This window comes from Streptomyces sp. NPDC037100 (assembly GCF_055606225.1).
Window position 1 is genome coordinate 33,152 of the sequence record NZ_JBVJSX010000020.1, and the last position, 21,777, is coordinate 54,928.

General features: G+C 70.8%; 17 protein-coding genes and 1 pseudogene. 11 read left to right on the forward strand and 7 right to left on the reverse strand.

Features of this window, described 5'->3' with window-relative positions; genetic code table 11:
* The first annotated feature begins 92 nt into the window (after nucleotides 1-92).
* The 4 genes from ACZ7EG_RS38305 to ACZ7EG_RS38320 all read left to right on the forward strand — a co-directional run bounded on the left by ACZ7EG_RS38305 (nucleotide 93) and on the right by ACZ7EG_RS38320 (nucleotide 4,614).
* Complete coding sequence (locus tag ACZ7EG_RS38305) at nucleotides 93-854, forward strand: class I SAM-dependent methyltransferase (RefSeq protein ID WP_471089189.1); 762 nt, start codon at nucleotides 93-95, stop codon at nucleotides 852-854.
* 219 nt (nucleotides 855-1,073) lie between these two features.
* On the forward strand, nucleotides 1,074-2,831 hold the full coding sequence (locus tag ACZ7EG_RS38310; RefSeq protein WP_471089191.1) for an aminotransferase class I/II-fold pyridoxal phosphate-dependent enzyme: 1,758 nt from the start codon (nucleotides 1,074-1,076) through the stop codon (nucleotides 2,829-2,831).
* A complete protein-coding gene (locus ACZ7EG_RS38315) occupies nucleotides 2,828-3,631 on the forward strand; it encodes a phosphatidate cytidylyltransferase (RefSeq protein WP_471089193.1) in 804 nt (267 codons plus the stop codon). Before ACZ7EG_RS38310 ends, ACZ7EG_RS38315 begins: the two co-directional genes overlap by 4 nt.
* A gap of 209 nt (nucleotides 3,632-3,840) precedes the next feature.
* Complete coding sequence (locus ACZ7EG_RS38320) at nucleotides 3,841-4,614, forward strand: polysaccharide deacetylase family protein (RefSeq protein ID WP_471089195.1); 774 nt, start codon at nucleotides 3,841-3,843, stop codon at nucleotides 4,612-4,614.
* 104 nt (nucleotides 4,615-4,718) lie between these two features.
* Here the strand turns inward: ACZ7EG_RS38320 and ACZ7EG_RS38325 are convergent, their stop codons facing one another.
* Nucleotides 4,719-5,660 (reverse strand): helix-turn-helix domain-containing protein, encoded by a 942-nt coding sequence (locus tag ACZ7EG_RS38325; RefSeq protein ID WP_471089271.1) that lies wholly within the window; start codon nucleotides 5,658-5,660, stop codon nucleotides 4,719-4,721.
* A gap of 121 nt (nucleotides 5,661-5,781) precedes the next feature.
* Between ACZ7EG_RS38325 and ACZ7EG_RS38330 the strand changes: the two genes are divergently transcribed.
* Together ACZ7EG_RS38330 and ACZ7EG_RS38335 are read left to right on the forward strand one after the other, a co-directional pair.
* Entirely contained in the window at nucleotides 5,782-7,305 is a 1,524-nt protein-coding gene (locus ACZ7EG_RS38330) for an alpha/beta hydrolase (RefSeq protein ID WP_471089197.1), read from the forward strand.
* A gap of 168 nt (nucleotides 7,306-7,473) precedes the next feature.
* Nucleotides 7,474-8,526: a fatty acid desaturase family protein gene (locus tag ACZ7EG_RS38335; protein ID WP_471089273.1), complete on the forward strand. Its 1,053-nt coding sequence runs from the start codon at nucleotides 7,474-7,476 to the stop codon at nucleotides 8,524-8,526.
* Here the strand turns inward: ACZ7EG_RS38335 and ACZ7EG_RS38340 are convergent.
* Together ACZ7EG_RS38340 and ACZ7EG_RS38345 are read right to left on the reverse strand one after the other, a co-directional pair.
* Nucleotides 8,433-8,846: pseudogene (locus tag ACZ7EG_RS38340) on the reverse strand (alpha/beta fold hydrolase); the annotation flags it as partial. The gene ACZ7EG_RS38335 and the pseudogene ACZ7EG_RS38340 overlap by 94 nt on opposite strands.
* Before the next feature lie 167 nt (nucleotides 8,847-9,013).
* Nucleotides 9,014-9,325, reverse strand: a complete 312-nt coding sequence (locus tag ACZ7EG_RS38345) for a hypothetical protein (protein ID WP_471089199.1) — start codon at nucleotides 9,323-9,325, stop codon at nucleotides 9,014-9,016.
* A gap of 56 nt (nucleotides 9,326-9,381) precedes the next feature.
* On the opposite strand from ACZ7EG_RS38345, the gene ACZ7EG_RS38350 reads away from it, so the two are divergent.
* The 3 genes from ACZ7EG_RS38350 (at nucleotide 9,382) to ACZ7EG_RS38360 (ending at nucleotide 11,604) form a co-directional block, all read left to right on the forward strand.
* Nucleotides 9,382-10,578 (forward strand): magnesium transporter MgtE N-terminal domain-containing protein, encoded by a 1,197-nt coding sequence (locus ACZ7EG_RS38350; RefSeq protein ID WP_471089201.1) that lies wholly within the window; start codon nucleotides 9,382-9,384, stop codon nucleotides 10,576-10,578.
* A gap of 140 nt (nucleotides 10,579-10,718) precedes the next feature.
* Nucleotides 10,719-11,309 carry a hypothetical protein gene (locus ACZ7EG_RS38355; protein ID WP_471089203.1) on the forward strand — a complete coding sequence of 197 codons (591 nt, stop codon included), beginning with the start codon at nucleotides 10,719-10,721 and terminating at the stop codon, nucleotides 11,307-11,309.
* A 121-nt stretch (nucleotides 11,310-11,430) separates the two neighbouring features.
* Nucleotides 11,431-11,604, forward strand: coding sequence for a hypothetical protein (locus ACZ7EG_RS38360; RefSeq protein ID WP_471089205.1), 174 nt, complete (start codon nucleotides 11,431-11,433; stop codon nucleotides 11,602-11,604).
* A 29-nt stretch (nucleotides 11,605-11,633) separates the two neighbouring features.
* Here the strand turns inward: ACZ7EG_RS38360 and ACZ7EG_RS38365 are convergent, their stop codons facing one another.
* The 4 genes from ACZ7EG_RS38365 to ACZ7EG_RS38380 form a co-directional block, all read right to left on the reverse strand.
* On the reverse strand, nucleotides 11,634-15,053 hold the full coding sequence (locus ACZ7EG_RS38365) for a CHAT domain-containing protein (protein WP_471089207.1): 3,420 nt from the start codon (nucleotides 15,051-15,053) through the stop codon (nucleotides 11,634-11,636).
* Between the two features lie 154 nt (nucleotides 15,054-15,207).
* On the reverse strand, nucleotides 15,208-15,927 hold the full coding sequence (locus tag ACZ7EG_RS38370) for a hypothetical protein (protein ID WP_471089209.1): 720 nt from the start codon (nucleotides 15,925-15,927) through the stop codon (nucleotides 15,208-15,210).
* 3 nt (nucleotides 15,928-15,930) lie between these two features.
* Nucleotides 15,931-16,566: a hypothetical protein gene (locus tag ACZ7EG_RS38375; RefSeq protein WP_471089211.1), complete on the reverse strand. Its 636-nt coding sequence runs from the start codon at nucleotides 16,564-16,566 to the stop codon at nucleotides 15,931-15,933.
* A gap of 251 nt (nucleotides 16,567-16,817) precedes the next feature.
* Nucleotides 16,818-18,743, reverse strand: a complete 1,926-nt coding sequence (locus tag ACZ7EG_RS38380; protein WP_471089213.1) for a CocE/NonD family hydrolase — start codon at nucleotides 18,741-18,743, stop codon at nucleotides 16,818-16,820.
* Between the two features lie 201 nt (nucleotides 18,744-18,944).
* Between ACZ7EG_RS38380 and ACZ7EG_RS38385 the strand changes: the two genes are divergently transcribed.
* Nucleotides 18,945-20,519, forward strand: coding sequence for an AbgT family transporter (locus ACZ7EG_RS38385; RefSeq protein ID WP_471089214.1), 1,575 nt, complete (start codon nucleotides 18,945-18,947; stop codon nucleotides 20,517-20,519).
* Nucleotides 20,520-20,539: 20 nt separating this feature from the next.
* The gene (locus ACZ7EG_RS38390; RefSeq protein WP_471089215.1) at nucleotides 20,540-21,631 is read left to right on the forward strand and encodes an ArsR/SmtB family transcription factor; all 1,092 of its coding nucleotides are present in this window, start codon (nucleotides 20,540-20,542) and stop codon (nucleotides 21,629-21,631) included.
* Nucleotides 21,632-21,777: the final 146 nt, after the last annotated feature.

Here is a 21,777-nt window from a genome sequence, read left to right on the forward strand (position 1 = left end):
GATTTCGACAGATGGTGCTCGAACTTGAGGGGACTCGTCCGGGACGAGGGTCCTTGTGGGAACCTGAAACCTGATCGTCGAGGGAGTCTGCCATGCCCACCGCCCCGCACATCGCACTCGATTCGCCCGCGGCCGTCGACGGGCGCCATATCCGCGCCGTGACCTTCCAGTCCGTACGGATGGAATACCTGCGGCGCGTGCTCGGGGAGCTGAGCCTCGCGGCGGCCGGCAGCCGGGCGCTCGTCGTCGGCAGCGGACGCGGCCTCCTGGCCCGTGGTCTCGCCCGACTCGGGTTCGAGGCCGTGGCCGCCGATCCGTCCCCCGCCGCGACGGCCATGGCCCTGGACACGGACGGCGGACTGGGCGTCAGGTACCTGACGACGCCCGCGGAGGAACTCGGTCTCCCGGACCGCTCTTTCGACCTCGTGTACTGCGCCGACACGCTCGAGATCACCGAACGGCCGGATGCGGTCCTCATGGAGGCGGCGCGCGTGCTGCGCCCCGGCGGTGCCTTCGTCTACGACACGGTGAACCGCACCCCCGTGTCCCGACTCGTCTACCTCGGCGCCTTCCAAACCGTCCCGAGCACACGGATCATGCCCCGGGGCCGCTACGCCGCTCACCGGCTGCGCCGCCCGGTGGAGCTTGCCGAGTCCCTGGACCGGGCGGGGCTGTCCGCGAAGGACGTCTCGTCGTTCAAGCCGCGAGACGTACGCAGTCTGGTGCGCGCGACGCGTGGGCGCAGGCGGGGCACGCTGACCGATGATCAGCTGCCGGAGCTCGTCGACATGGTGCTCGAGCCGGAGGGCAGGCCGCTCGTGACGTACTTGGGATACGCGGTTCGCCGGGCATGAGTCATGCTCCCGCTCCCCCGCCCCCGGGGGGACCGGCGGTATGAGCATCGCTGCAGTTTCACACCCCATGGCCCGGACACGGGACCGCAGCGGCCTGGACACCGGCGAGCGGAAGCGCCTGAGTACGCGTACTCAAACCGTCCGAGCTCTCCGCCCCTGCTGCTCGCGGGCCGGTCGTAGCCACACTGGACCGCCTTGTCCCCGTACGAAGAGGTTCCGATGGGCCGTGCCCTCAGTCTGCGCTCCGCCACAGCCGGCGACTTGTCCTGGATTCATGAACTGCGGCACCGCGTCTACGCGGAGGAGTTGGGCCAGCACGTGCCCAATGCCGAGGGGCGGCTGGTCGACGGGTTGGACGGCGACAACGTCTACCTGGTCGCGGCACGGGGTGCGGATCGTGTCGGGTTCGTGAGCGTGACGCCGCCGTGGGCCGGCCGGTACGGGCTGGACAAGTACCTGACCCGGGCGGAGCTTCCGCTCCTCGACGAGGCCGATGTCTTCGAGGTGCGGCTGCTCACCGTCGAGCCCGACGCACGGGCCGGTGCGGCAGGCGCACTGTTGATGTACGCGGCGCTGCGCTGGATCGCGTCCCGGGGCGGGCGGCGGGTGGTGGCGATGGGCCGTGCCGACCTGGTCGGCATGTACCGGGCGGCGGGTCTGCGTCCCGTCGGCCGTACCGTCCGCAGCGGGGCGGTCGACTTCGAAGTCCTGACCGGGGAGGTGGCGGAGCTGTCGCGGTGTGCCGCAGGGCGGCATGCGGCGACCGTGGCCCGGCTGGCGGCCGGTGTCGACTGGCGGCTGGACGCGCCGTTCGCGTCCCGGCCGGACGGCTGCGAGCACGGTGGGGCCTCGTTCACCGCGGTCGGCGCGGACTTCCGCACTCTTGAACGGCGTCACGAGGTGGTCATGGCCGACGTGCTGGACGCCTGGTTCCCACCGGCTCCCGGGGCGCGCGCCGCGCTCGCCGAGGACGTGGGGTGGGTGGCCCGCACCTCACCACCGACCGGTGCGGAGGGCTTGCTCGCGGAGCTCGCCGCGGTCCGTGGCCTGCCCCCGGAGACGCTCGCGGTCGGCGCCGGATCCTCCGACCTGATCTTCCGGGCCTTCGGCCGGTGGCTGACGCCGACGAGCCGGGTCCTGCTGATGGACCCCGGATACGGCGAGTACGCCCATGTCACCGAGCGGGTGATCGGCTGCCGCGTGGACCGGTTTCGGCTGCGGCGCGACGAGGGCTGGCGAATCGATCCGGTCAGGTTGTCGGCGGCCGTCGCCGGCGGGTCGTACGACCTTGTGGTCGTGGTCAACCCGAACAACCCGACCGGCCGCCACGCACCGGCCGCCGAGCTGCGCGAGGTGATCACCGCCGCCCCGGCCCGGACCCGGTGGTGGATCGACGAGGCATACCTCGGCTACGTCGATCCCGCCGAGTCGCTCGCCCCGTTCGCCGCGCGGGACCCGCGCGTGGTGGTCTGCACGTCGATGTCGAAGACGTACGCCCTGTCCGGTGTGCGGGCCGCGTACCTGGTGGCCGAGCCGGGTACGGCGGCGGAGCTGAAGCGGTGGACACCGCCCTGGGCGGTCGGGCTTCCGGCCCAGCTCGCAGCCGTGGCGGCACTGCGCGACCCGGAGTACTACGCAACCGCGCTGCGGCGCACGCACGCGTTGCGCCGCCGGCTCGCCGCCGACCTGGCCGCGGTGGACGCCTCGGTCACGGTCGAGGAGTCGGTGGCCAACTTCCTGATCCTGACCCTGCCACAGGGCGGGCCGAGCGCTGCCTTGCTCGTCGAGGAGTGCCGGCACCACGGTGTGTACCTGCGGGACCTGTCGCCGCTGTCGCCGGCGTACGAGGGCCGCACCGTGCGCGTGGCGGTCAGGGACACCGTCGAGAACGCGCGCATCGTGGACGCCTTCCGGGCTGCCTTCGGCGAACTGCGCGCGCGTTCCTGCGCTCTGCCGGGCGTCGGGGCGGCACAGTGACCTCGGTGGCCGCGCTGGCGCCATGGCTGGGCGGCGCGCTGCTGGTGAGCGGTGTTGCGGTGGGGGTGTCGCGGCGGCGGGAGTTGATGGTCCGGTGGTGTGCGTGGGCCGTGGGTGTGCCGGTGGTGACTGCCGCGTTCTGGTGGGGGCGGCACGGGATCGCGCTGCTCGCCGGAGTCGTCGCGGTGGTCGCGGTGCTGGAGTTCGGGGTGCTGGCCCGACTCCCCCGCGTCGACCGGGCGGTGCTCACCGCGGCCGTGACGGGGCTGATCGTCGCCGCCGCGGAGGCGCCGGACCAGGTCTGGCGGGTGGGCGCCGTCGGGGCGCTCGCGCTGGTCGCCGTACCGCTGGTGGCCGGCGATGCCGAGGACGGACTGCGTCGGCTCGGCACCGGTCTGCTGGGCTTGGTATGGCTGGGTGTGCTGGCCGTGCTGGCGCCGCTGGGGACGCTCGGCCTGGCGCTTTTCGCCGCGGTGTCGATCGCCGACGTGGTGGCGTACTTCACCGGCGGGCTGCTGGGCGGGCCCCGGTTGTCGCCGCTGTCCCCGGCCAAGCGGTGGAGCGGAACGGTGTGCGGCGCGGCAGCGGGCCTCGCCGTACTCGCGCTGTTCTCGGCGTGGAGCTGGCCGGCCGCGGCCGCGGTGGCCGTCGGCGGACCGGCGGGCGACTTGGTGGAGTCCCTCGTCAAGCGCGGTGCCGGGGTCAAGGACTCGGGCCAGTGGCTGGCGGGAGCGGGAGGGCTGCTGGATCGGATCGACTCACTCGTGGGGGCGTTGGCGGTGGCCGTGGTGCTGGGGTGAGCGGGGCTTCGGATCAAGGCTGAGGATTCGGCCATGTGACAGGGCCCTGCTCTCCGCCGGGTGGCTGCGGAGCTGGTTTGTCCGTGACCTCCTGCGGAATTGTCCGAGATCCGTAACGGAGGGATCCCCCAGCCGTCGTCCCTCGTCCTGTCAGGTGGCCGCAGGGTGGCCGGAGATCGGGCGAGGAACTACGAAAGAGCGGGGCGGACATGGCGCGGCACGGTGGTGGGCGGGGCTGGTACGGCAAGGTCATCGGGGCGGCGCTCGGGGTGACGGTGCTCGCCACCGGTGCCTCGGTGTGGACCGCGCAGGCCGGCGCCGGCGGCACCTCGGCACCGAACGCAACGGCGTCCGTCTCGCCCGGCGGTGACACCGAGCCGGTGGCCGTCAGCATCGCGCATGCCTCCGAGAAGGGGGCGCGCGGCGTCAACATCACCATCGACGACGGCCCCGACCCCGTGTGGACCCCTCAAGTGCTCGACGTGCTGCGGGAGTACGGAGTGAAGGCCACGTTCTGCATGGTGGGAACGCAGGCTCAGGCGCACCCGGACCTGGTGAAGAAGGTCGTCGCGGACGGGCATCGGTTGTGCGACCACTCCGTGTCGCACGACACCGCCATGGACAAGAACTCCCAGGCCTATCAGTCACAGCAGATCCTCGACGCCGAACGCATGATCACCAAGGCGTCCGGGGGCGTCCGGCCGATGTACTACCGGGCACCCGGCGGAGCCTTCACCCCGTACAGCCGCAAGCTCGCCGCGTCCCGGGGGATGCGGCCGCTGGGCTGGAACGTGGACAGCAAGGACTTCGAGCGGCCCGGCACGGACGCCATCGTCGCCACCGTGGAGCGCGAACTGCCCAACGGGCCGACGCTTCTCTTCCACGACGCGGGCGGCGACCGGTCCCAGACCGTCGAGGCGCTGCGGCGGATCCTCCCCTGGCTCAAGGAACAGGGCTACTCCTGTGGCTTCCCGGTGCGTTGAGCGGCCCTGCTCCGAGGCCCGGAGCCGGTTGTCCAGCCCTCCCCCGCATGCCGCGAAATCGCAGCAGTAGGAGAGGAATTCGCCCAGCGCCCGTACGACGTGAGTCACGCTGCCGCGTTGTCCAGTTCCAGTGCCGCGCGCAGCCAGTCGTCCGCGGAGCCCGGGGTCGGCTGTGGGGGCCTGCCGGGCGGGGTCAGGACGATGGCGGCGAGTTCCCAGTACCGGTCCAGGCGCGCCTCCGCCGACAGACGGGTCGCCAGTAAGCGGCGGAACTCGTGGGTGTCACGGCTGCGGTAGGCGCTCGCGTATGCCGCGACGTAGGCGTCGAGGGCCTCGCCCGGCTGCGGGTCCTGGTCCCGGCGCAGGTGTGGGGCGGCGAGTTCGAAGGCTTCGGTGAGACCCGCGTACAGCAGGACGGCGCCGGCGGCCCCTGCTGCTCGGTGTACCTCCGGCTGGGGCTGCCGACCGCCTGGGCAGGGAGCCGTCGTCATCGCATGCAGCCGGGCGAAGGCGAGTACCTGGGACGGGTGTGGTTCGTCGGGCGGCTGGGGGACGGCCGCCTCCAGGAATGCCGCGGTTGCCGGGCGCGGCATCCGCGCCGGCAGCCAGGCGCGCCAGAACCTGGCCAGTGGGGCGGTGCTCGGCGGGGTGTTCAGCGCGCCGAGCAGCCTCAGCCGGCCGGCGCGCTGAGCCGGCGGGCAGTCCCGCACCAGCTGGAGTGCCGCTTCCCGCCAGCGCAGTGCCTTCAGCTCACTGTCGAGCTCACGCAGGCGGCTGTCCAGGGCGCCCTCCAGTGCCAGGCCGGCCGCCTCTTCGTCCTCGAGGATGCGGCGTACCTCGGGCAGGGGCAGGTCGAGGGTGCGCAGGGAGCGGATCAGCTGCAGTCGTTCCAGCGCCTGGCGGCCGTAGCGGCGGTGTCCGCCACTGGTGCGGGCAGCTTCGGGCAACAGGCCCTGGTCGGAATAGAAGCGGACGGTCTTCACGGTGGCACCGGCTCGCTCGGCGAGCTCCCCGATGCTCCACAACAGCTCGTGCGAGGTGGACAGTTGAACCTCCCTCAGGGGGAGTTCCTACGGTACCGGGGCGCGGGAGGGGCAGACGCCGCTGCCCGCGGACGATGGCGTACGCGACCGGCGCGGCGTCATGGACGAGTCCGGGGAGGGCTTCATGCAGGTGTTCATCATGGTCGCGGGTGTGTTCACCGGGGCTCATGTCTGGCAGGAGACGGCCGCGCGACTGGCCGGGGCGGGCAGCGCGGCGCACGCGGTCCCGCTGACGGGCATCGACCCGGCCCGGCCCGCCACGCCGGAGCACGTCGGTCTGGAGACGCACATCGCGGACGTGATCGCGGCGATCGACGCGGTAGACGTCACGTCCGGGCAGGAGATCGTGCTCGTGGGTCACGACTACGGGATCCACCCGGTGCTCGGCGCCGCCGATCGGCGGGCGGAGCGCATCGCACGCGTCGTGTACCTGGACAGCGGGATGCCGCAGAACGGTGTTCCGGCGCTGGCCGCCGTGCCGGACCAGGCGCTGCGCGCACAGCTGGCCGAGCGCGCCGAGGCAGGCGAGCGCGAGGGCGTGCTTGCTCCACCGGCTCGTGACGAGTGGGGGCTCTGGGGCAGTACCGATGGTGTCGACGAGGCGGCCCTGGAGCGGCTGACCGCCCTTGCGGCGCCACAGCCACTGGGCACCCTGCTGCAGCCGCTGCGGCTGACCGGAGCGGTCGCCGCGGTTCCCGTCACCGGTGTGCTGTGCGCCGGGAACGGCGCCAGTATCGGCCTGGTGCAGAGGCTCGTCGACTTCGGCGACCCCGCGCTGACCGCCCTGACCCGACCTCAGGTCACCTTCTTCGAACTTCCCACCGGGCACTGGCCGATGCTGTCGTGTCCCGCCGCACTGGCAGAGGTCCTGCTGCGGGCCGCGGCCGGTGAGGGGCACCGCCTGCGGCCGGTCGGCGACGATGCGCCGGTGCCCGCCCACCTGCGCCCGTTCCCACTGGACGTCCCCGAGCTGCCTCGCGACCGCCAGGGTCGAGTCGATCTGTACGTCCCCCACGGCGACGGCCCGCGACCGGCCGTGGTGTTCGTGCACGGTGGACCGGTGCCCGCCGGAGCGCGGCCACGCCCCCGTGAGTGGCCGACCCTGGTGGGCTACGCCCGGTTGGCCGCCGCCGAGGGCACGATCGGCGCGACCCTCGACCACAGTCTTCACGACGTCACGGACTACGAACGCGCCGCCGCGGACGTCGCCGCGGCCGTGGAACTGGTGCGGGCCGACCCCCGGGTGGACGCCGACCGGATCGCCCTGTGGTTCTTCTCCGGCGGCGGCCTCCTCACCACGGACTGGCTGACACGGCCTCCCGCCTGGCTGCGCTGCCTGGCCGCCTCCTACCCCGTCCTGGCCCCCCTTCCCGCCTGGGGGATGGCAGGCACCCGCTTCCACCCTGCCAGGGCGGTCGAAGAGGCGGGGCCCCTGCCCGTCGTCCTCCTCCGTGCCGGGCGGGAGACACCCGAGATCGCCGCGACCGTCGATACGTTCGTGCGCGCGGCCGAGAAGTACGCAGCGCGACTCGAAGTGGTCGATGTCCCCAACGGCCATCATGGGTTCGAGACCGTCGACGCACCTGAGGAGACGGTCCCGGCCCTGCACCGTGCGATGCGCTCGGTGGTCACCCACCTGACCGAGTGACTCCCCCAGCCACAGCGACGGGCTCAGGGCGGCAACGGATGGCGATCGGTGGCCTTGCTGCGGTCTTCCCCCCGGAACCATGGTGGCGCTAGCTCCACCCCCTTCAGGGGGTGGACGTCATTATGCCGGCGGAGAAGTCTCTGGATACTGAGCCTCATGACCACATCGATGGCGCCTCGGATGGACCCGCCGACACTCGGAGAACGACAGAAGCAGACCAGGGGAAGTGACTTCGCTGAATTGTCTCGGCGCATAGCCGAGGCCGGACTTCTCCGGCGCCGTCCGCTGTACTACACGGTCCGTTTCGGACTGGTCGCCCTGGCTCTCGCGGGGTGCGTAGGCGCATTTGCCGCGCTGGGGGACAGCTGGGGCCAGGTGTTCGTCGCCGTCGCCCTGGCCGTGGTCTTCGGTCAGCTCGGGCTGGCCGCCCACGACCTCGCCCACCGACAGGTCTTCTCCCGTCGGCGGCCCAGCGAGGTGGGGGGACTGCTGGTCGCCGACCTGCTGCTGGGCATGAGCTACGGGTGGTGGATGAACAAGCACACCCGGCATCACGCCAATCCCAACCACGAGGGAAAGGACCCGGACGTCTCGCCGGACATTCTCGTCTGGTCGCGCCGCCAGGCGCGCACGGCCCGGGGTTTGCCGCGTTTCGTCGGAAAGCACCAGGCCGCGCTCTTCTTCCCGCTGTTGACCCTGGAAGGGTTGAATCTGAGCTTCAGCAGCTTTCGAGCTCTGAAGAGTCCGTCGATGAAAAGGCCCGCACTCGAGGGCACGCTCCTGGTGGCGCATTTCGTGGTGTACTTCGGCGGACTTTTCACCGTCCTCTCCCCCGTCAAGGCACTTCTCTTCCTCGCTGTCCACCAGGGCCTGTTCGGGCTCTACCTCGGTTCGGTGTTCGCGCCCAACCACAAGGGGATGCCGATGATCGAGGAGGGGAACAGGCTGGACTTCCTGCGCCGCCAGGTTCTGACCTCGCGCAACGTCCGGGGCGGCGCGCTGGTCGACGCCTTCATGGGCGGGCTCAACTACCAGATCGAGCACCACCTCTTCCCCAGCATGCCGACACCCGCACTCGCCAGGGCCCAGGTCATCACCGAGCGGTACTGCGCGGAGTTGAGCATCCCCTACCACCAGACGGGACTGATCGCCTCGCACCGGGAGGCACTGCGCCATCTCAGGAGCGTCGGCGAGCCGCTGCGCGCCCCGTCAGAGGGCTGACCCGGTCGTTCGTTCGCCCCCCCGGCGTGGACAGCGGTGAAAGCCATCGGGGGCGTGGCGGTTCGCGGCGGATCTTCGAGCAGGGGCGAGTGCCCGAGCCGCGGAAGCAGCGCGACCTCAGCGCCCGGAACGGCGCGGCAGTCGAGAGCGGATGAGGATCGCCACCTGCGGTCGTCCCGGCCGAAGATCACCAGGAGCGGCCTGCCCAGGACCGCCAGTCGATCCGGCAGCGTCCGCTGCGCCAGGGAGACGCGGGTGGCCTGCGCCGACGCTGTGAGCGAATGGTGGGTCATGCCGCGCACGTCGTCCAAGAGCTCTTCCAAAGCGGTGGCGTTCGGCCCTGTGCTACTCCGCCGCTTCGCCCCGCCGACGGGCCCGCCCCCGTTCGCCTGCTCTCTGCGCCTTGCCCATGAGCCGGTCCCGACTCCGCCGGTGCCTCGTCATGCTCACTCGGGTCTGCTCACCGATCGAGCCTCAAAGTGCTGCCTCATCGGCGCTCGAGGAAGCTTGCCATGGTCAACAGCAGCAGCATGGTGCCGGAGAACGCGCCGGCACCGAGCAGCACGGCGTGAGCGGGTGTTGCACCGTCAAGTCGTGCGAGCAGACCACCGCCCAGGCCCACGACGACAGCAAGTTGCAGCATCAGTGCCAGCCAGATCATCCGGATGCCGGACATGTGGAGAACCCCCTCGAATCGACGCAGCCACAGCAGGCGCACCCACAGGAAAGGGGAAATCCTCCGACGCGCTCCATGGAGCAGGGACGAGTCCGGTCTCATCCGCACGAAGACTTCGGGCATGGGACATCATGGGACACGACGAGCCGGGTGTCGGACATGATGGGAAGGTGTGGGACGTGACTCCACCGTCGGCGGCGGGGGGCGCCTTCGGGCCGGGCCTGCGACCGGACCATGAAAGGGTCATCAGCGTATCCGAACTCGGCTATCAGTTACGCCTGTTACGCCTCGCAGCGGGCGCGCCCACTCTCCGCCGGATGGAGGCCTCGGCAGCTGAATGCGGCACTTCCCTTCCACGGAGCACCATCAGCAACGCCATGTCCGGCCGACACCTGCCCGCCCTGAGTACTGTCTTGGCGTTCGTGTCGGTCTGCGGATGCCCCGCAGGCGAGATCAGCCGGTGGCGGGCGGCCTGGCAGCGTGCGTACGCCGAACGCTACATGCATCGCCCGGAGCCGATGGGGTCGACCGCTCACCTCGCAGCCCCGAACGGCGACGGTGCGGCGGAGGCGGTGGACGGTGTCCTCGCCGCGCGAATCGCTTCGCTGCCCCTTCTTCAGTCCGCCGAGCGGCTCACAGCACTGGAACCACGCCAGGCCGCAGCGATCCTCACCGGTCTGGGCGCGAGCCCGGCGTCCGCGCGGATGGAGCTGATGCCGCACGAGCAGACCAGAATGATCCTGGTGGCGATGACCCCGGAAGTGGCCGCCGAATGCATGGCGCGGCTGGAGGAGGAGAAGGTCCTGTCCCTGGTGTCGGACATGGCGGAGGACGCTGTGGCCGCCCGGATGGCTGAACTGCCCCACACGACCGCCGCTGGTCTTCTGGTCCAGATGACTGCGCCCAAGCGCGCCATGATCCTCAGGTTTCTGAACTCGCACCTGGTCGGCCGGTTGCTGGCACAGTTGGACGACGGTGACGCGCTCGAGCTGCTGCGGAGCATGGACCCGCAGACGGCCGCCCGCGTGTGGTCGGACCGACTCCTCAGGCTGCTCGCCTCCGCCGACGCCGGGTGGGCAGTCGCTGTGCTGAACGCGAAAGATCCCGGCAGCCTCTTCCCCCTGCTGGAAGGCGCGCGTGACGAAGAGCGCTTCGCCACGTTCCGCTTGGTGGGCCCCGAGCAGCGTGGTGAACTGATCCGTTTCATCGAACCCGACGAACCTCGTCACTGGGGTTGGATGAAGGCGATCGGCAAGGACAGCGTGAGCGAAGCGATCGAAGCGATGGACCCCGGGCACGCCGACGACGTGCTTGCGATCGCCCGACGAACGTGGGGGGCGGCGTTCCCCGACCCACGACGGCAACGTCGGGAATGAGCGGAGTCGGCATCACCACGTCACCACCGGGACATCGCCACAACCGGCCCCGGCCGACGTCTGCGAGAGACCGCTCTTTACACAAAGCACCGCCATGGTGACACTGGGTGCCCATCGTTCGGTCGCGAAGGGGGCGCCACGTGAGCGACGATCCGTCGGAGTGGGCGAAGCCGGCACCGCTCGGATACGGAAGCGCCTCCGAAGCAGCCCACTTCGTCGCAGCTCCGCTGCTTGCCGGGGCCTGCATCGCCACGGTCGGCGTCCTGGGCTCCGACGGTGACAAGTTCCGCTGGCCGGGCCCCGCCATGCTGTTGCTCACTCTGGCCTTCGTCGCCCTGATCGCGAGCGTGCAGTGCGGGTTTCACGCCCGTCGGCACTTCTATTCCCCCGCCGATGTCGACGACTGGTACCCGCCCGGCGCCCGCCGTCCGGCCGAGGAGACCCTGCGCTCGGCGCAGCGGCGAGACCTCGCGGAGTGGCGGCGTATGAGCCGCCGGGGTGGCACGGCCTACAACTTGGGCATCGTGTTGCTGGGTGCGGGCGTCACACTCTTGCTGGCCCCGCCCGAGGCGGCGTCCGACGGGCACGCCGCCTGCCGTTGGGCGGCGGCCGCCGTGACGGCGGTGGGGAGTCTGGCGGAGCTTGAGTGGATCCTGCGCCAGGAGCGGGTGCGCAGGGCTCTCGCCCAGGTGGCCCGACGTGCGAATGCGGGAGGAAACCCTGATGACTGATCACGGTCACGATCAGTACGCGGCGACGTATCCGAGTCCGGCATTCATGCAATGCTGCGACTGCGGAGGCCCGTTGCTGTACCGCGGTCGGCCCTTCAAGCCTGAATGGCGTATGTGGGCGATGGGCAGCGCCCAGATCGTCGCGGAGTCCTCATATGCCCACGCGGACAACTGCGAGGTCTCGGCAGTTCCGGCCGCCAGGCTGCTCGGCCTGAACAGGGAGCAGGCCCTGGCGGAGGCGCGCCGTCTGCGGGCGGAGGGCGGGAGCCGTTCCCAGCCACCGTCGGATCCGTGACACCGCGCGAGGGCCCCGGCCGGGCAGGATCACGGTTGTTCCCCCACGGTGCGCGTCAGCTCGTCGACGAGGCGCTGAGCCGCCGCCGCCTGCCTGCGGTACGGCTCGCCGAGTAACCGGTAATCGCGCAGGGCCTGTTGCGCGTAGAGGAGCGCGTCTTCCACCCGGCCGTCGCGGTGCACGAGAAAGTTCGCGAAGTCCATCCGGCTCTGTGCGGCGCGAGAGAGGTCGCCCGCGCGTTCGTGGTCCCGGACAGCCTGACGGAAGTGCCGGGCAGCCTCGTCTGTCGCGCCGATCCGCTGGTACACCCCGCCGAGTTGGTGGTGAAGGGACGCCGTGAGGTGAGCGGTTCCGTCGTCATTCTGAAACTGGGCGAGTGCCTCGGTGTAGAAGCTCTGGGCCAAGAGCAGTTCGGCCAACGCCTCCGTCGGCAGGGGCACAGTGATCCGGCCGGGGCGACTCGTGTCGAACGCCCCGGACTCGACGAGCCCCCGCATGTGCTCGGCGCCGAGTCTGTCCGCCCGCTGTACGTGGAGTGCGCCCGACCCGTCCAGGGCGTGCGCCAGGGTGAGGTGGTCGCTGGTTCCCCGCACAAGGGCTTCGCCCCGCTCGAAGCAGGCCTTCGCCATGTCCTCGAAACGTGGGGCACGCTGGGCCCGGTACCAGTGACCGAGCCGGATGTGCGCTGTCGCTTCGAGGGTCCGGTCGCCGCTGCGGTGCGCGAGGTCGACCGCCCGGCGAAGACTGGACTCGGTGTTCTCGACAAGCAGGCGCTGCACGTCCTGGCGCGGATCGGCCCCGGTCGTGGTTCGCGAGACGGCGGGCCCTCGTTCGTCGTCCGCCCGCCCCGACCCCGGCGCCGTGACCGGGCGTTCGGGCCGCGCCCGCCCGGTCTCGGTCAGGAACTGGGCGAGGACGGCGTGGAGGGAACGGTCCCGGAACGCCAGGTTGGGACGTGGAGCGCCGGAACCGGGCTCGAGCAGGGTGGGTGACAGACCCTCGACGAGACTGCACCACCGCTCCTGCCGCCCTCGCTCCAAATACAGCATGCGCAATGCCTGCATCGGGCCCATGACCTCGTCCGCGAGCGCGTGCTCCAGGGCGAACCTTCGTGCCTGGAGCAGGTTGTCCTCTTCCAGTGCGATGATGTCGAGGACTCCCCTGACTCCCTCGTTGTACGTGCCGAAGAGCGCGTGCCCGTACTGGTCGTAGATTTCGGTGAGGACTGTGCGTACCGTCGCCGACAGGTCATGTGCCCGGTCGTCCAGCAGCGGCCGTAGAGCTGCGGGCAGCATGGGGTGGATCGCGTAGTAGCCCCCGGTGAACGAGGTGAGCCAGCCCAGAGCGCTCACCCTGGTGAGGAGGCGTGCGGCGCTGTCCTTGTCCAGGGCGGGTATGTGCCGGCCGGCACGGGTGTGTTGCAGTCGCCGGGTGAGATCCGACAGCGGCAGGGCGGCGACGGTGGTGCGGAAGAAGAGCAGGAGACCGAGCGCCCGCTGTTCCCGCTCGTGGAGGCTCTCGCGCAGGGCCGGAGTGATGGCGGCCGGGCCCGGCGCCCCGTCGCCGGGGTGCAACGGTAGGCCGGTGCCGTTGTGCAGCCTCTCCAGCCAGGCATCGGCCCCGCCGGCCCGTTCCATGTCGGGCAGGTGGCGGCACAGGGCATGCAGTGCCAGGGGATTTCCCTGGCTGAAACGGATGACTGGCTCTGGCAGGGCAGGCGCATCCGGCCCCATGATGCGGGCCGCCATTTCTGTCCGTTCCGCGTTTCCGAGGGCTCTCACGGCGATCCGCTCGAGTGGCCCCGGTAACCAGGACATCTCGTGGCGGGCGGTGAGCAGCAGCCGTACCGGCCCCTCGGACAGTCCTGCGAGCAGGCCGGCCAGACGGGCGCGCTCGGAGGAACTCCAGATGTCCGCTGATCCGGCGTCGTCCCAGATCCACAGGGCGGAAGTCGGTGATGTCGCGTCGTGCAGCGTCGGCGTCGGCGTCGGGCCTTGCAGACGGCGTCGTACGGCGTCCAGCTCCCAGCAGGTGGTGGTCCGCAGGGAGGTGAAGATCACTGGCCCGGACATGCCCCGGGTCCGGCGGTACCAGCGGGCGAAGTCCGCCGCCGTGGCGGTCTTGCCGCTGCCGGCCGCACCGTGCAGGAGCACTGCCCCGCTGCGGTCGAACGCCCGGTCCACTGCGATGATCGTGTCGTCTCCGCCCAGGAAGCCGATCGCCGGTGGGGCAGGCAGGAACGCGTCCAGGGGGTGGGCGGCCGGGCCCGGCGGTCCGGGGCGGATCTCGGAGGCTGGTCGGCCCGTCCCGTCGAACAGGTGCAGAGGACCACGCTGGTACACCACCGGGACCAGCCATTCGTCCGTGCGCGGTCCCGCCCCGCCCTGCGCGGCCAGGACTCCGCGAGCCTGCGTCACCGCCTCGGCCACCTCGGCGCCGTCCACGAGCCGTTCGTACAGTACGGAGACGAAGGTGGCAGCAGCGGAGACGTACACGTTGTAGCGCATGGCCACGACGGTGCCGAGGCCCGAACGCAGGGCGTTGCGTGCGAGAGAACCGAAACCGCGCGGCTGTCGTGGGCCGGAGTCCGGGCCCGCCACCGTGGCGGGAGCGTACGGGGCGCTCGGGTCGACGCGGTCCGAGCGGCAGGCGTTCAGGATGAGTGCGGGCACGCCGGCCCGGGTGAGCAGCGCACCGAGCTGGCCCCCGGTGACCGGACGGACGTTGGTCTCGGAACCGGGGTCCTCGAACAGAGCCGCGCCCTGCGCGGGCTGCCCGGGCAGGGACGCCAGGGCACCGAACACGCCGTGTCCGTCGAAATGAACGATGTGGAAGGGCTCACCGTGCTGCCGGGCGGTCAGCACAGTGCGTTCGAGTTGCTCGTACGTCGGTGGACGCAGAACCTGGATGTGTACGTCCGCCCGCCGCTCGGTGGACCGGAGCAGGCGGCGGGCGACGGACCGGAAGGGCACGTCCCGTTCGCTCAACGGCCGGCAGATGACGAGCAGGATTCTGATCGCACCGCGACGGCTGGGCACTTTGTACTCTCGGGCGTCCTGCCGTGGTGGCAGCACATGGGTGAACGAGCGGGCCGCCAGTGACAGGACGGCCCCGTTGGGCGCCCGCAGCAGTTCGAACGGCACGGCCACCAGGTCGTTGAGATCGGAGTCCACCTCGACCCGAAGGTCCCCCACCCGTTCTCCGGCCCGTTGCCACAGGGCCCGGGCATCCTCCGAGTGGTCGAACAACGCACGGAAGAACGCCTCACCGAGTTCGTCGAGACGCACAGCGCAGCGCGCCGCGATGACCGGCGCCGGGTCGGACGGGAACTCACGGTAGTCCTCGAGGTACCAGCGGATCTCCTCCTGATCCTGCGGGCTGATCTCCAGCTGGGGCAAGGGGAGCAGGGCCCTGTCCCGCCGTGGGCCGTCGCGGAGGACGATCTCCACCAGGGGGCCGGCTTCCCTGGTGCCTGAGCTCAACCCGATGCGCATCACCCTTTGCTCGGGCCGTGACACAGCCCCACCCCTCTCACTTCCCTGCGCCGTTCCCCCGGCTGTTCCCCCGGCTGTTTGCCGGCCTCTTGCATCGGCGGCAGTGACCTCAGTGGTCCGTGAAGCCGCGGTAGCCGTTCAGCTCTTCGTCGATCCGGGCCTCCTGGTTGGAGCTGCGCAGATGCATGAGCTGCATGTCCTCCCGCTCGTAGGCGGCGGTGTACCGAGCCTCCGCCTCTGCCGCGAAATCGCGGACCCGCGTGGTCAGGTCGTCGCTCAGCGCCTCGAAATCCCGGAGCCGATCCGCCAGATCAGCCTGGTGCCGGGTGGCCTCCGCGGCCCGGTACTGCCACTCCAGCGTGTTCAGCTTCCGTTGGAGGTTCGCGCGGTACTCGAGCAGCAGTGTCCGGCACTGCTGGTGGCGCCGCACGGTTTCCTCGGCCATGGCGAGGTCCGCCTCGGTGGAGGCGAGGTCCGCTCGTAGGCGGTAGGCGCGTTTCAAGGCGGTGCGTGCCATGGGGGGCGGGTCCTGGGTATCCCCGATCCCCTTCATCGCGGCCGCCGCCTGAGCGGTCAGGTCCCGTTCTTCGGCGGCCGTGTCCGCCCGGCGCTGCTTCAGCGCGTTCCGGTCCGTCAGTACTTTCACGATCCGCCGTTCCCCGTCCTGCGACAGGGTGTCCAACTGCCCGATCAGGTGCTGCGCCGGGCCGAGCCCGGGCGCGCCCGCACCGTCGAGGGCTTGGAGGAACTCGATGACCTGACGAGCCCAGCCCAGGGCCTCGCCCCAGCGCGCGGGAAGCGCGCCGCCGTGCTCCGGCGGTGTCGCCATGCCTTACTCCTCTTCGATGCCTTGGGAGAGTTCCCGGATGGTTTCGGCCAGCGCGAGCAGGTGGCGACCCGCGGCGTCGGCCTCGTGGGCCGTGCTCCCTGCCGCCATGGCGACGCCCAGATTGTGGTGCAGCGCTTTGGCTGCCTCGCTGATGCGGTGCAGGCGTATCGCGTCCCGTTCCAGCAGCCGGCGCGGCTCCTCGGGCAGCTGCCGCCAGTGGGGACCGAAGAAACGGGCGAGCGAGACCACTTTGACCGTCACCATGCTCAGGGCCGTCATGGCGGAGGCGGCACCGGCCCGCACCTCGTCCGTGAGCGCCCGCGGTACGGCAGCACGTTCCGCCACGCCCGTCCCGGCGTGCAGCATCAGCAGGCACCGGGCCGACTGCACCAGCGGGTCACGTATCGGCCAGTCCGGCAACTCGGCCGCTGTCGTCTCCAGATGGTGGGCATCGCCCGACTGCACAGCGCGGACGATCTCGGTGCTCATCCACGACGGGTCGCTGACCTGCGCGAGCCGCGCGGCCTCCGCGGCAGCGGCTTGAGCCTTCCTGCGCGCCTTTTCCTCTTCTTCCTTCTTCTCTGAACTGACGAGCCATACGACGGCTCCGAGGCATAAGAGAATGATGAGCAGTTCCAAGTCGCCTCCGGCGGCAGGACCCCTTGGCTCGGCCACAGCCATGGTGACAGGGCGAGGAGCAGATGCGCCATTGGTGCGCATCGCCGGATTGGTCCGTGGCACCCTGGCTTGTTGACCTCTTGGCCGGCTCGTCAGAGGCCGCGTCTTTGACGACACCACGGGCGAGCTGTCGCCTCCTCACGGTGTGCTTGCCGGTCCGCCGTAGAAGCTCTCCAAGGCCTCGGCGCGCCGCGCCGTTTCTTCGAAGCCGATCAGCGCAGGGCGGACTCTCCGCCTTCCATCCAGATCCTCAGGCGGGAAGGATGCCCCGCGTCCATATGGACCGTGTTCGCGGCTGTGGCCGTGCGGCGGGCTGTCGCCTCTGGCTCGCCCGTGTTGGTGTTGACGTCGAAGCGGGGGAAGTTGCTGGAGGAGATGTCCAAGCGGATGCGGTGTCCGGCCGCGAAGAGGTTGGCCGTGTCGGGGGCCGTCACCTCGATCTCGTACACCTCGCCCGGGGTGAGCAACTCCGGGTGTTCCCGGGAGCGGTGGAACCGGCAGCGCACGATGCCGTCCGTGAGATTCATGGCGAATCCGTGGGGATAGTCCGCGTTGGGCGGGTGAACGTCGATCAGTTTGATGGTGAAGTCGGTGTCCGGGGCCGAGGTGGAGATGTGGAGCGTTGCCGAGACCGGGCCGGCCACGACCACGTCCCGTTCCAGTGGGGGCGTGGTCAGGCTGATCACGTCCGGGCGGGAGTCCAGCGGGAGGTAGGGGTCATGGGCACCGTGCACCCGGGCGTCCGGGGCGTTCTGGTCGAAGGCGCCGCCCGCCATCACCGGTTCGCCGGAGGTGACTTGACCTCCCATGGTGGGGACCGGGCGGCGTGGGTCGAAGTCGTAGGTCACGGAGGCGGCGGGTGTGGTGGGTGGGCGGGTGGACAGAGCGCCGTCGGTGGTGAAGTAGAGGTCCACCGGGGCGGTCGACGCCGGCGGCCAGTTCGTGTCCGCGCGCCACGTGCCGCCGTGGCGCATCCTGCCCGCCGCGTTCCGTCCGCCGTCGCCTCCGCCCATGAGGAAGTACAGCACGGGCGGCAGGTCGTTCCCGGGGCTCGCCTCCCGGCCCAGCGCTCTGTCGAACCAGCGGCGGCGGAACTCCAGGTATGAGGGCGCCACGTTGCCGTCGAGTGTCGATCGCGGGCCGAAGTCCACGTCCCCCGCATGCGTCTCGCAGCGGTGGCCGTGTGTCCAGGGGCCCATGACCAGGTACGAGGGTGCCGTCTTCAGCTCGCGCAGAGCGGTGAAGTTCTCGATCGTGGAGCGGACGTAGGGGTCGTACCAGCTGCCCATGTGCAGGCTGGGCGCGTCCGGGAAACGGTGGTAGAAACCGCGGCCGTAGATCGCCGGGGTACGGTAGTAGTCCCCGAATGCGTCCTGGCGCCACTGCTCCAGGAGATAGTTCTCGTACGCCGGCAGGTGGCGCAGGGGCGTGCAGCCGGGGCGCCACGGCATCGCGCCGAACCAGCCGGTCACATCCACCCGGAGCAGCGCCTCGGACAGCACCGGGTCCGCCGCCGCCTCCGGGCTGCGCAACGCCTGGCGCAGCGCCCAGGTCACCTGTTTCAGCTCGAAGGCGCCACCCATGCGCAGCCCCGCGTCATAGGCGCAGGAGAAGCCGCCCGAGTCCTGGAACATGGCCGCCAGGCCCTCGGGCCCTTCGGCCGCAGCGGCCGACTGGCAGTGCGCGGAGTAGGAGACGCCGGTCATCACCACCCTGCCGTCGCACCAGGGCCTGCTCCTGATCCAGGCGATGGTGTCGGCGCCGTCCGGTCCCTCGCCCAGGTACTTCACGAACGTTCCCTCTGAGTCGCCGCGCCCCCGGCAGTCCTGCCGCACGACGTGGTAGCCGGCGTCGGTGAAGTGGCGGGCGATGTCCTCCGGACGCGGGAGGGGCGCGTCGGAGCGGCTCTGGTCCGAGCCTCGCTGGGCGCGCCGGCCGTACGGCGTGCGCTCCAGGAGCACCGGGAGTGCGGTCACCTCCGGAGCGGGTGAGGCCGAGTACAGGTCAGCGGCGAGCCCGACTCCGTCCCGCATGGGGACGCGCAGGGTGCGGCGCCACAGGGCGCCGTCCTGGAGAGGTTCCGGCCGGTCGTCGCGGGCGGCGGTGTCGTGGGGCGGGGGCGTGTCGTACGAGGTCACGTCCATGACGCTAGGCAGGCGCGGGGCTCAGGGGCGATCACTTGACGTCATGAGGTCAACTGTCGTTCCAGACGGTGACGGGAACGGTTGCGGGACCTACTGTGCAGCGCAAGCAGGACCCCCCGTCCCGCTTTCTCCCTTTCCTCCCCCGCTGTCCCGCCCTCCCCCACCGTCCCTCCCCCGCCCTCACAGGAGGCCGCCATGAGCACACCCGTCCACCGCACCCGAGAGGTGCAGGGCCCGGCACCCGGCGAGGAGGGGCGGGGTTCCCGGCTTCTCGACCTGGTGGAGCGTGCGGGGAACGCTCTGCCGCATCCGTTCTGGCTGTTCTGGATCCTGTGCGCAGGCGTCGCCGTCCTCAGCTGGGCGATGCACGTGTCCGGGCTGAGGGTCGAGGATCCGTCCTCGGGTGACCTGGTGGGCGTGCGCAGTGCCCTCTCGGCGGACGCTGTGCGGGACCTGGTCACGGGCGCCGAGGAGTCGTTCGTCACGTTCGGTCCGCTCGGCGTGGTGCTGATGGTGATGCTGGGCGTCGCGGTCGCCGAGCGCTCGGGCCTCTTCGAGGCGCTGGCCCGCCGCATGCTCTCGGGGCTGTCCCCGCGCTCGGTCGTCCTGGGGGTGGCACTGGGCGGGGTGTTGGGGAAGTTCCTGTCGGACTCCGCCTACGTGGTGCTGATTCCGCTGGGGGCGGTGGCCTTCCGTGCCGTGGGCCGCTCCCCCATGCTCGGCATGATCGTCGCGTTCGTCTCCATCAACGCCGCGGGCGACGCCAACCCGCTGATCGCCCCGGGTGACGCGCTGTTCGCCTCGGTGGCCACGGAGGCCGCGCAACTGGTCGACAAGGACGTGGTGGTCCGCGCGACGGACAACATGTACTTCACCACCGTCTCGGCGGTCGTGCTGGCCGGCACCATCGCCCTGGTCGTGGACAAGATGCTCGCCAAGCGTGAGCACCGCCTGGTCCCCGATGCGGACCTGGAAGCGGCCGCTGCCGGAGAGGTCGTCGGGACCGGAACCGACGACGCCACCGAACGCCGGGCCCTGAGGCTGACCGGTGTCGCCGTGCTCGGCTACGCCGCCCTGATCGTGCTGGCGATGCTGCCGCAGTCGTCGCCGCTCCGCGGCGAGGGCGGAGCCGTCGTGGAGTCCACCTTCATGAACGCCATCGCCGTCTTCCTCACCGTCTTCTTCCTGCTCATCGGCACCGTCTACGGGCGTCTCACCGGACGGATCCGGGGGAGCCGCGCGATACCGGAGTTCATGGCGGACGGTGTGCGCTCCATCGCACCGCTGCTGGTGCTCTTCTTCGCCGTGTCCCAGTTCCTCGCCCTGTTCAAGTGGACCAATATCGCCACGGTCGTGGCGGTCGAGGGCGCCGGCTTCCTCAGAGGGCTGGGTGCGCCCACGCTGCTGCTGTTCACGCTGCTGATCGTCGTGGTCGCGCTGATGAACCTGCTCATCACCTCCGGCTCCGCCCTGTGGACGCTGGTTGCCCCGGCACTGGTGCCGATGCTGATGCTGCTCGGCACCAACCCGGCGACGACCATGGCGCTCTACCGCATCGCCGACTCCTGCACGAACTCCATCACCCCGATGAGCACCTCGTTCATGCTCTGTGTCGGCTATCTGCAGACCCTGCGCCGCAAGGCGGGAATCGGGACTCTGATCTCCTTCACCCTGCCCATCGCCATGATCATGCTGGTGGTCTGGGTCGTGCTGTTCTTCACCTGGTACCTGCTGGGCATTCCGCTCGGCCCAGGGGCGCCGGTGCGGTAGTTCCGCCGTACGGTGACACCGTGAGCATCGTCCTCGACCTCGGGGGACTCGGTCCCGCGGATTTCGCGGCCGGGTCCTCCGCACTGTCGGAACTGATGGCGAGCCTGCATGTGCTCGCCGAACCCGAGCACCACCCGGAGGCCGCCGACTGGGCGGCCCGCGCCACCTCGGCGGATCCCGAGCTGCGCGAGGAGCTCCTCTTCTTCACTCCTCTCTGGGCCCGATTCCGCTGTCGTCTGTTCTTCCCCCGTGCCCTGCCGCTCGCGGCGAGCCTGGACGAGGAACTGGCCGCGATCGCGACGCTGCCGGCCGAGGAGTTCCTGGACCTGGTGGCCCCCGGAGCCCTCGGCACCACGACGCTGCCCGTGCCGCCCGCCCGCGAGCTACGCGCCGGCACCTCGGCTGCGGAGGACTTCGCGCGCCGCTGTCTGCGCCGCTCCTACGCCCGCGGTGAACTGGCGCGACATCTGGTGGCGGCCCCGCTGGAGCTGCGGGACCGGCTTCTGGCGGTACTGCGGGCCGCTGACGCCGCGTTCTTCGCCGCGGACTGGCGGAGCCTGCGGCCGGGCCTGGAGGCCCATGCCCGGGAGGTGCGCCGCAGGCTGGCAGCCGGGTCACCCGCCGATGTGCTCAGCGAGTTGCTGCCGATGGCGGCCCGTGTGGGGCCGGGGGAACGAGTCCGGCTGGACAAGCTGCAGATCGACGAGGTGAAGGTCGCCCCGCGCCCTCTCGTCCTCGTCCCGTCCGCCCGGGTGTGGCCCCATCTCACGGTCAAGCATGAGCACCCGTCGTGCGTGACGGTGCAGTACCCGGTGTCCGCCGCGACGCCGGGCGGGCAACTGACTCTGCGGGACCTGCACGACCGGCTGATGGCGCTGACCTCGCCCGCCCGGATGGAGCTGTGCCGTCATCTGCTGGGCGAGCCCATCACCACCTCGGAACTCGCCGCCCGGCTCGGCTCCAGCGAACCGCAGGTCTCCCGCGCCCTGCGCACTCTGCGTGAAGCGGGCCTGGTGCGTTCGACCCGCGAGGGCAAGCTGGTGCGGCACCGGCTCGCCACGGATGTCATCCGACGGCTGGGACACGACGTACTGGCGACCGTGGCGCGCTGAATCACCCCTGCCGGTGCCTCGAGGTGCCCTCCACGCACATGGCCGTGGCCGGTGCTTCGAAGTGCCCTCCACGCACATCGCGGTGGCCGGTGCCTCGAGGTGCCCTCCACGCACATCGCCGTGGCCGGTGCTTCGAGGTGCCCTCC

Coding starts and splice junctions, on each gene's coding strand:
- ACZ7EG_RS38370 (WP_471089209.1), bottom strand. CDS start 15,927: ATGGCGACACCGCCGGAGCACGGCGGCGCGCTTCCCGCGCGCTGGGGC.
- ACZ7EG_RS38385 (WP_471089214.1), top strand. CDS start 18,945: ATGAGCACACCCGTCCACCGCACCCGAGAGGTGCAGGGCCCGGCACCC.
- ACZ7EG_RS38320 (WP_471089195.1), top strand. CDS start 3,841: ATGGCGCGGCACGGTGGTGGGCGGGGCTGGTACGGCAAGGTCATCGGG.
- ACZ7EG_RS38345 (WP_471089199.1), bottom strand. CDS start 9,325: ATGCCCGAAGTCTTCGTGCGGATGAGACCGGACTCGTCCCTGCTCCAT.
- ACZ7EG_RS38360 (WP_471089205.1), top strand. CDS start 11,431: ATGGGCAGCGCCCAGATCGTCGCGGAGTCCTCATATGCCCACGCGGAC.
- ACZ7EG_RS38310 (WP_471089191.1), top strand. CDS start 1,074: ATGGGCCGTGCCCTCAGTCTGCGCTCCGCCACAGCCGGCGACTTGTCC.
- ACZ7EG_RS38335 (WP_471089273.1), top strand. CDS start 7,474: ATGGCGCCTCGGATGGACCCGCCGACACTCGGAGAACGACAGAAGCAG.
- ACZ7EG_RS38305 (WP_471089189.1), top strand. CDS start 93: ATGCCCACCGCCCCGCACATCGCACTCGATTCGCCCGCGGCCGTCGAC.
- ACZ7EG_RS38330 (WP_471089197.1), top strand. CDS start 5,782: ATGCAGGTGTTCATCATGGTCGCGGGTGTGTTCACCGGGGCTCATGTC.